Raw genomic sequence first — 8,864 nt, forward strand, 5'->3', positions numbered from 1 at the left:
CCGCTCCGGCATCACCGTTCGACCTAAAGGAAAACACCCGCCACTGACATTGCCGCCTCTCCGGGACGTCCGGAACGCTTGAAGGGAAGCCGAAGTGCCCCGTAGGACTGACTCCGAAGGCCGCCCGGCTGCCGCTGCTGCGGCCGATTCCCCCCGTCCCCGGGCACTGACCCCGCGGCAGAAGAAGATCCTGGAAACCATCCAGGCGTCGGTGAGCGCCAACGGCTATCCGCCGTCGATGCGCGAAATCGGTGACACCGTGGGCCTCGCCAGCCTCTCCAGCGTCACGCACCAGCTGAGTCAGCTGGAGAAGATGGGCTACATCCGACGCGATCCCAAGCGCCCGCGCGCGATGGAAATCCTGGTACCGCTGCTGATGCACAAGGAACAGCCGGATTCCGCAGACACCCCGGCCGGCGCCGGAACACCGGCTTCCGTCACCGAACTGACGACGGCAGTGGACACGGCAATGGTTCCGCTGGTTGGACGCATCGCCGCAGGCGGTCCGATCCTCGCCGAGCAGGTCGTGGAAGAAATGGTGCCGCTCCCCCGCCAGCTGGTGGGCCACGGGGAACTGTTTATGCTCCGGGTCTCCGGCGACTCGATGGTCGACGCCGCGATCTGCGACGGCGACTGGGTAGTGGTCCGGCGGCAGCAGACGGCAGAGAACGGGGACATTGTGGCGGCCCTGCTGGATGATGAAGCCACAGTCAAGACGTTCCGCCAGCGCAACGGCCACACCTGGCTGCTGCCGCAGAACACCCGCTACGAACCGATCATGGGCGACCACGCCACCATCATGGGCAAGGTCGTTTCGGTGATGCGCTCCCTCTAGGAACTCTGCGGGACGCCGGGACCCGGGATTACGACAGGTAGCCGGAGGCTACGCTCCGGTGCGCTGTCCCGCATTCAGCCGTTCCAGGATGCCCAGTGCCACGGACTTGTCCGTAGTTGGCCAGAACGGCGGCAGCGCGGCGCGCAGGAAACCGCCGTAACGGGCTGTCGCAAGCCGGGAATCAAGCACGGCCACCATGCCGCGGTCCCCCGCGGCGCGGATCAGCCGGCCGGCGCCCTGGGCCAGGCGGACGGCAGCGTGGGTCGCCGAGACGCTCATGAATCCGTTACCCCCTGCCTTGGCCACGGCACGGGTCCGCGCCGTCATCAGGGGATCGTCGGGGCGCGGGAACGGGATGCGGTCAATGATCACCAGCCGGCAGGCTTCGCCCGGGACGTCCACTCCCTGCCACAGGGACATGGTGCCGAACAGGCACGTGGCGTCGTCCTCGGCGAACTCCTTCACCAGGGCGGACATGGAGGACTCACCCTGGCACAGGATGGGGAAATCCACCTTGTCGCGCAGGGCGGCCGCAGCCTCTTCCGCCGCGCGCCGCGAGGAGAACAGACCCAGCGCAGCGCCCCCTGAGGCTTTCAGCAGCGCTTCCAGCTCATCCAGCTGCGCTGGCGAGGTGCCGCGGTCCGGTTTGGGCAGGTCCTTGGCAACGTACAGGACACCCTGGCGCGGATAGTCGAAGGGACTGCCGACGTCGGTGCCGGTCCAGGCCGGTGCGCCGGCACCAACAAGGCCCAGCCCTCCTGCCACCGGACCGAACTCGGACCCGATCGCCAGGGTGGCTGAGGTGAGCACCACGGTGTGCCCGTCGAAGAGCCCGTCCCGCAGCCGTCCGGCCACGGAGATCGGTGCGACGTTCAGTGTCGCCGGAGCTGAGTCATCGGGCGGGGAGTATCCCTCCCCCGGCGAAAACGTGCTGGGCCGGGAAGACCAGAGCACCTCACCGGAGTCCGGTGCCTCAAGCAGCCGTTCGCACAGTTCAAGCACTGCGAGCAGCCGGGAGCGTGCCATCTGCCGTCCGCCGTCGCCGGCGTCCCCGCCCTCCGGCTTGGAATCGGAGAGCGCGACCCGGGAGGCTTCGCGGACGCGGGAGACCGCCAGCTGCTGTTCTTCGTTCAGGCCGGAAGGCATCAGGCCCGCAGGCAGACCCTCTACGGAGGCGTCGAACGCGCGGCCCGCAGCAGCCAGCTCCTCCACTGAGGCGGAGGTGTGCTTGCGTGCTGCGGTGACAGCGGTGCTGATGACCGTGCCGGAGAGCTGTCCGGTGACTGCACCGGTTACACGGTCCTGCAGCTCGTGCGCTTCATCGATGACTACGACGTCGTAGTCCGGCAGCACTGCGAGGCCTTCGAAGGCACTAATGGCGAGCATTGCGTGGTTGGTGATGACCAGGTCTGCGACGGCAGCCTTGGCACGGGCCTGTTCACTGAAACAGTGTTCCGCCACCGGGCAGCGCTGGGCCCCGAGACACTCCATCGCGGTCACGGATACCTGCCGCCAGGCGCGGTCGCTGACGCCGGGCAGGAGTTCATCCCGGTCGCCGGTTTCGGTTTCCTCCGCCCACTCGCGCAGCCGCACGACTTCGCGGCCAAGGGCCGACGTCGGGCCCGCCGCCGGCGCAGGATGCGAGACGGCCTTTTCCTCACCAAGGGTGAACAGCGCCCCGGGATCGTCGTCGTCGGGGAAGCCCCCGCCGGTCTTGTGCACGCAGACGTAGTTGCTGCGCCCCTTCAGGAGGGCAACGTCGACGTCACGGGGCAGTTTGGGCTTGAGCGCCGCCAGCAGGCGCGGGACGTCCCGCCCCACGATCTGCGCCTGGAGCGCCAGGGTAGCTGTCGAGACCAGGGCAGGCTTGCTGCTCTCCAGTGAGTGCTGGATCAGCGGCACCAGGTAGGCCAGCGATTTTCCGGTGCCGGTTCCGGCCTGGACCAGCAGGTGCTTGCCGGACTCGATCGACTCGGCAACTTCGCGTGCCATTTGCTGCTGTCCGGGACGCTGCTGGCCGCCCATGGCTGTAACGGCCGTCTGCAGCAGCTCCAGGACCTCAGCGGCGGTGTCTTTCTTAGGCATGGCTGAGGAACGGCTCCAGCTCCGGAGCCAGCGAATCGCGGACCTTGACCCGCATCCGGGTTCCGTTTTCCTCGTGGTCCAGGCGCAGGATCTCGGCATCCTGGCTGTGCAGGCGGGAGACAACGTCGCCGCGCTCGTAGGGAACCAGCAGTTCAAGTTCAACACCGGGCCTGGGGATGCCATCGGAGATCGCCTGGAGCAGTTCCTCTATGCCTTCGCCGGTGCGGGCAGAGACGACGACGGTGCGCGGTTCGCGCTGACGCAGGCGCTCGATGACGAACGGGTCTGCTGCGTCCGCCTTGTTCAGCACGATGATCTCCGGGATCCGGCGCGCATCGACGTCGGCCAGCACGGAACGGACCGCTGCGATCTGTCCCTCGGGATCCGGGTGGGAGGCATCGACCACGTGCAGGATCAGGTCCGAGTCGGCGACTTCCTCCAGCGTGGAGCGGAAGGCTTCCACCAGCTGGGTGGGAAGGGAGCGCACAAAACCCACTGTGTCCGCCAGCGTGTACCCCAGCCCGTCCGGAGTCTCGGCACGGCGGATGGTCGGGTCCAGCGTGGCGAACAGGGCGTTCTCCACCAGCACCCCGGCGTCCGTGAGCCGGTTCAGCAGCGAGGACTTGCCGGCGTTGGTGTAGCCGGCGATCGCCACGGAGGGGATCTGGTTGCGCTGGCGGTTGGCCCGCTTGGTTTCACGGGCAGGCTTCATGCCGGCAATCTCGCGGCGCAGCTTCGCCATGCGGGTGCGGATCTTCCGGCGGTCCAGCTCGATCTTGGTTTCGCCGGGTCCGCGCGAGCCCATGCCCGCTCCGGCGCTGCCCACCTGCCCGCCGGCCTGGCGGGACATGGATTCGCCCCAGCCGCGCAGCCGCGGAAGCAGGTATTCAAGCTGCGCCAGTTCAACCTGGGCCTTGCCCTCACGGGACTTCGCATGCTGGGCGAAGATGTCCAGGATGAGGGCGGTGCGGTCAATGACCTTCACCTTGACGATGTCTTCCAGTCCGCGGCGCTGGGACGGCGAGAGCTCGCTGTCCACAATGACGGTGTCCGCGCCGGTGGCCATCACAACGTCCTTGAGTTCCTGGGCCTTGCCGGAGCCGAGGAAGGTTCCGGGGTCCGGCTTGAGGCGCCGCTGGATCATTCCGTCCAACACCTCGGACCCGGCGGTTTCAGCCAGGGCGGCAAGTTCGCGCAGGGAGTTTTCAGCGTCAGCCGCAGTGCCTTCCGTCCACAGCCCGGCGAGCACAACACGCTCAAGCCGCAGCTGCCGGTATTCAACCTCGGTGACGTCCTCGAGTTCCGTGGACAGTCCGGCCACACGGCGCAGGGCACGGCGGTCCGCGAGGTCCTGCTGATCCCCGTCGTAGTCAGAGTGCTCCGCTTCCTGCGCGGACAGTGCCTGTGCCTGTCCGCGGAATCCGGCAGGGGTTACGCTCTGCTTGGCGGCAGCTGCGTCCTCCTTGGCCAGGATCCGGTCGATCACACCCTGAATCTCTTCGGGCTTCAAATCTGTGGGCGTCGAGCCGGCAGCGGGACGGGAATTGTTGATGGTCATAATCTCCTTAGAAGCGGTGTTAACCATGGTAGGCCAGCGGACCCACATTGTGGCGGGCATCCGGCGGGTTGTGCAATAAGCGCATTCCGGGGCCGCCGGGCCGGATGGGGCCCGGATGCCGTACAGCCACTAATCTTGGTAGTTATGGGTTCAGAGCATTACTTCAGTTCGCAGCCGGCGACGCCGGAGGTCCGCAGGCCGCTGCGCGTCACCTTGGCAGGACGCGAGGTCACTCTCGCAACGTCCGGAGGGATCTTCTCTCCCGACGGCGTTGATAAGGGAACGCAGGTACTGCTCTCCGGTATTCCCGATCCGGCTTCGTCGGGCAACCTGCTGGACATTGGCTGCGGGTGGGGACCGATCGCGCTGACCATGGCGCTGAAGTCGCCCGCCGCGCAGGTGTACGCCGTCGACGTCAACGAACGGTCCCTGGGCCTGACCCGGGACAATGCTGCCACGCTGGGACTGGGCAATGTCCACGCATTCCTGCCCGGCGACGTCGACCCCTCCCTGCGTTTCGACACCATCTGGTCCAACCCGCCGATCCGGATCGGCAAGGATGAACTGCACGCCCTGCTGCTGCTGTGGCTTCCCCGCCTGGCTCCGGATGGAACCGCGTGGCTGGTAGTTCAGAAGAACCTCGGCTCTGATTCCCTCCAGCGCTGGCTGGACGAAAACCTGGGCGCGGACTTTGATGTGACGAGGCACAGCACGGCGAAGTCATTCCGCATCCTGAAGGTGCAGCGCAGCGCCTAAGCCGCCGAACGGAAGTTGTCTGAGGCGCCGTTCTGCTAGAGCAGGGTTCCGCGGGCCACCAGCACTGCCGGTCCGCTCAGTTCGACGTGTTCGCGGCCTTCCGGCCCGGTGAGGAAACGGACGCCAAGGACGCCGCCGGGGACGGCAACGCTCCAGCTGTCCGGTGCCCCGGCCCCGGCCCAGAAGCGGGTGGCGACGGCGGCGGCGCATGCACCGGTGCCGCAGGACAGGGTCTCCCCCACCCCGCGTTCGTGCACCCGCATGGTCAGCTGCCCGATGCCGTCGACCACCAGCGGCTCCGCGGGAACCACAAACTCAACGTTGGTGCCCTCTTCCGGCACGGGCTCCACGGAGGGCGCCTTCGCCAGGTCGGTGGCCGCGAGTTCGGTCAGCTCAGCCAGCGCCACGACGGTGTGCGGGTTGCCCATGCTCACTGAAAGTCCCGGCCGGGGCACTTCAAGTCCGCCCGCGTTGACCACGGTGTCCATGGCTTTGGCGGCTGCGTGGTCCGGGAAGATGAACTCCCAGGGACCCATGTCCACGGCGTAGCCGTTCCCGGTCCGCGTCACGGTCTTCAGGCCGGCGCGGGTGCCGATCGGCAGTGCCTGGCCTTCGGCGAGCTGCGCGAGTCCCTCTTCCAGCAGGAAGTGCACAAAGACGCGCACGCCGTTGCCGCACATCTCCGAGATGCTGCCGTCCCCGTTGCGGTAGTCCATGAACCACTCTGCGTCCGGGTTGGTCTGCAGCAGCGCCTGGCCTTCCGGCAGGTGCTCCGAACGCACGGCGCGGATGAAGCCGTCGGCACCGATGCCGTTGTGGCGGTCGCAGACTGCGGCCACCTCGGCGGCGTCGAAGTCCCGCAGCCCGTCAGGGTCGGCGACCAGGACAAAGTCGTTGCCGGTACCGTGTCCCTTCGCGAAGGCGAGACCGGCAAGGCCGGACGGCAGGCCGGAGGCGGACAGGGCGGCGGGGGATGTTGTGCTCACTGATCCAGAATAGCGGTGAGCGCCGACTGAAGCAGGTTGGGATCCTGGGCGTTCAGCCACGTGACACGCGGATCGGCACGGAACCAGGTGAGCTGGCGGCGGGCAAACTGGCGGGTGGCCACCACTGTGTCTTCCACTGCCTGCTCGGTTGTCCAGAGCCCGTCGAGGACTTTCAGGAACTGGGCATAGCCGAGTGCGCGGGGGGCGGTCCGTCCGGTGCGCAGCCCGGCAGCGTCAAGGGCGCGGACCTCCTTCAGCAGCCCGAGGCTGACCATCCGCTCCACGCGCAGGGCCAGGCGTTCGTGCAGCAGGGGGCGTTCGACGTCGAGCCCCAGCTGGATGGCGGGCTGATGATAGGTGCGGTCGGGCATAAACGAGCTGAAGGGCCGTCCGGTGAGTTCGTGGACTTCCAGCGCCCGCACCACGCGCCGGGCGTCGCCGAGACGGCCGGCGGAGACGGGATCGACTTTCCGCAGCCGTTCGCGCAGGGCTTCGAGGCCCTCGCTTTCCAGTTCTGCTTCGATCCGGTTCCGCAGCTGCGGATCCGTGCCCGGGAATTCAAGGACGTCCAGCGCGGCGCGGACGTAGAGTCCGGAGCCGCCCACCAGGATCGGGTATTTGCCGCGGGCGCGGATTTGGTCGATGGCCTCCCGCGCCTGGGCCTGGAAAGCCGAGACACTGGCCTCTTCGGTTACATCCAGGATGTCCAGCAGGTGGTGCGGAATCCCGCCGCGTTCGGCTTCGGGCAGTTTCGCGGTGCCGATGTCCATCCCGCGGTAGAACTGCATCGAGTCGGCGTTGATGATTTCCCCGCCCAGCCGCTGGGCAAGGGCCACACCGAGGTCGGATTTCCCGGTTCCGGTGGGGCCGACGACGGCGATAACGGGCAGCGGTGCGGCAGTCACCGGCGCGGCGGCAGGGCAGGCATGCCGAGCGAGACGCCTGCACGTGCAGCGCCGTCGGCCGCGGGTGCCGGGACGCCGCAGGATTCGGCCTGCGACCGGTCCCAGGCATCCCCGGCGCGGGAACGGCGCAGCGAGTAGTCGGCTGCCGTTGCCGGGTCGGCAACGAGGTGGAAGGCCGCGGCGGACGTCACCGGGACGGTGACAAGGTCTCCCGGACGGGGAACGGGCGCTCCTTCGGGCACGGAGAAGTGCACCAGGCGCTGGTCGCGGGACCGGCCGGAAAGCCGTCCGGTTTCCTCGGACTTGCGGCCTGCTGCCGCGGTGACCATCACCTCGACGGTGGTGCCGACCTGCTTGGCGTTTTCCTCGGCAGCAATGCGGTCCTGCAGTGCGGTGAGCCGCTCGAAACGCTCCTGCACCACAGCCTTGGGCAGCTGGTCCGGTAGCTCAGCAGCGGGGGTGCCGGGCCGCTTGGAGTACTGGAAGGTAAAGGCGGTGGCGAACCGGGCCTGCTCAACGACGTCGAGCGTTGCCTGGAAGTCCTCTTCCGTCTCCCCCGGGAACCCGACGATGATGTCCGTCGAGATGGCGGCGTGCGGCATCTGCCGCCGGACCTTTTCGAGGATGCCGAGGAATTTCTTTGACCGGTAGGACCGGCGCATGTCCTTAAGGACCTTGTCCGAGCCGGACTGCAGCGGCATGTGCAGCTGGGGCATCACGTTGTGGGTCTCGGCCATGGCGTCGATGACGTCGTCGGTGAAGGCAGCCGGGTGGGGGCTGGTGAAGCGGACCCGCTCGAGCCCTTCGATGGACCCGCAGGCGCGCAGCAGCTTTGCGAAGGCGCCGCGGTCGCCGAACTCAACACCGTAGGAGTTCACGTTCTGGCCCAGCAGGGTGACTTCGATGGCGCCGTCGTCCACCAGTGCCTGGACTTCGGCGAGGATCTCCCCCGGGCGCCGGTCGCGTTCCTTGCCGCGCAGGGACGGGACAATGCAGAACGTGCAGGTGTTGTTGCAGCCCACGGAGATGGACACCCAGCCCGAGTAGACCGAGTCCCGCTTAGTGGGCAGCGTGGAGGGGAAGACCTCCAGGGATTCAAGGATCTCGAGCTGGGCTGCGTCGTTGTGCCGGGCCCGCTCGAGCAGGGCGGGCAGGGCGCCGATGTTGTGGGTGCCGAAGACGGCATCGACGAACGGTGCCTTGGCCAGGATGGTGTCGCGGTCCTTCTGGGCCAGGCAGCCGCCAACGGCAATCTGCATGCCCGGACGGGATTCCTTGACCCGGGCCAGCTGGCCGAGGTTGCCGTAAAGCTTGTTGTCCGCGTTCTCGCGCACGGCGCAGGTATTGAAGACAACGACGTCGGCGTCGCCCTCCTGGGCCGGGACATAGCCGGCGCCTTCCAGGAGGCCGGAGATTCGCTCGGAGTCGTGGACGTTCATCTGGCAGCCGAAGGTCCGCACCTGATAGGTGCGCTGGTGCTCTTCAGCGTCCAGGCCGGCTAGCGGTTCTGATGCGGGACGGGATACAGACAGGCTCACCCTACAAGGGTACGTCCCGCCGGGCGCCGCTCCCCAATTTCCCCCGAGAGGCCAGTTGCGGCTCTTTTGAGCGCGGTGAAGTCATATGGTCGTTGCAACGTTCTGATTGATGGAGCGTTTGATGGTCAAGGTCTTTGCCTCACATGTCCGAACGGATTTTGTGGACTTGGTGTGTTCGGGTGTCCCTGTTGGCGAAGCGGC

7 protein-coding genes are annotated in these 8,864 nt (G+C 67.4%); 2 read left to right on the forward strand and 5 right to left on the reverse strand.

Annotated features, from left to right (window positions below):
- The first annotated feature begins 166 nt into the window (after window positions 1–166).
- Window positions 167–835: a transcriptional repressor LexA gene (gene lexA / locus NGB94_RS15925; protein ID WP_325791693.1), complete on the forward strand. Its 669-nt coding sequence runs from the start codon at window positions 167–169 to the stop codon at window positions 833–835.
- Window positions 836–883: 48 nt separating this feature from the next.
- Here lexA and NGB94_RS15930 read toward each other — a convergent pair whose 3' ends face one another.
- The gene (locus NGB94_RS15930) at window positions 884–2,920 is read right to left on the reverse strand and encodes an ATP-dependent DNA helicase (RefSeq protein WP_325791687.1); all 2,037 of its coding nucleotides are present in this window, start codon (window positions 2,918–2,920) and stop codon (window positions 884–886) included.
- Complete coding sequence (gene hflX / locus NGB94_RS15935) at window positions 2,913–4,478, reverse strand: GTPase HflX (protein ID WP_325791688.1); 1,566 nt, start codon at window positions 4,476–4,478, stop codon at window positions 2,913–2,915. The genes NGB94_RS15930 and hflX overlap by 8 nt, the downstream gene beginning before the upstream one ends.
- A 144-nt stretch (window positions 4,479–4,622) precedes the next feature.
- Between hflX and NGB94_RS15940 the strand changes: the two genes are divergently transcribed.
- Window positions 4,623–5,234 carry a class I SAM-dependent methyltransferase gene (locus tag NGB94_RS15940; protein WP_325791689.1) on the forward strand — a complete coding sequence of 204 codons (612 nt, stop codon included), beginning with the start codon at window positions 4,623–4,625 and terminating at the stop codon, window positions 5,232–5,234.
- A 35-nt stretch (window positions 5,235–5,269) separates the two neighbouring features.
- On the opposite strand, the gene dapF is transcribed toward NGB94_RS15940, so the two are convergent.
- From dapF to miaB, 3 genes are read right to left on the reverse strand one after another with little or no spacing between them, the layout of a single operon-like run.
- The gene (gene dapF, locus NGB94_RS15945; RefSeq protein ID WP_325791690.1) at window positions 5,270–6,220 is read right to left on the reverse strand and encodes a diaminopimelate epimerase; all 951 of its coding nucleotides are present in this window, start codon (window positions 6,218–6,220) and stop codon (window positions 5,270–5,272) included.
- Window positions 6,217–7,125 (reverse strand): tRNA (adenosine(37)-N6)-dimethylallyltransferase MiaA, encoded by a 909-nt coding sequence (gene miaA, locus NGB94_RS15950; RefSeq protein ID WP_325791691.1) that lies wholly within the window; start codon window positions 7,123–7,125, stop codon window positions 6,217–6,219. The genes dapF and miaA overlap by 4 nt, the downstream gene beginning before the upstream one ends.
- Window positions 7,122–8,657, reverse strand: coding sequence for a tRNA (N6-isopentenyl adenosine(37)-C2)-methylthiotransferase MiaB (miaB, locus tag NGB94_RS15955; protein WP_325791694.1), 1,536 nt, complete (start codon window positions 8,655–8,657; stop codon window positions 7,122–7,124). The genes miaA and miaB overlap by 4 nt, the downstream gene beginning before the upstream one ends.
- Between the last annotated feature and the right edge of the window lie 207 nt (window positions 8,658–8,864).

It is taken from the genome of Arthrobacter koreensis (assembly GCF_035792275.1).
Classification (GTDB): Bacteria; Actinomycetota; Actinomycetes; order Actinomycetales; family Micrococcaceae; genus Arthrobacter_B; species Arthrobacter_B koreensis_A.

What these genes read in the sequence shown, in the direction of transcription:
- NGB94_RS15930 (WP_325791687.1), bottom strand. Translation starts at nt 2,920, where the DNA reads ATGCCTAAGAAAGACACCGCCGCTGAGGTCCTGGAGCTGCTGCAGACG.
- NGB94_RS15940 (WP_325791689.1), top strand. Translation starts at nt 4,623, where the DNA reads ATGGGTTCAGAGCATTACTTCAGTTCGCAGCCGGCGACGCCGGAGGTC.
- hflX (WP_325791688.1), bottom strand. Translation starts at nt 4,478, where the DNA reads ATGACCATCAACAATTCCCGTCCCGCTGCCGGCTCGACGCCCACAGAT.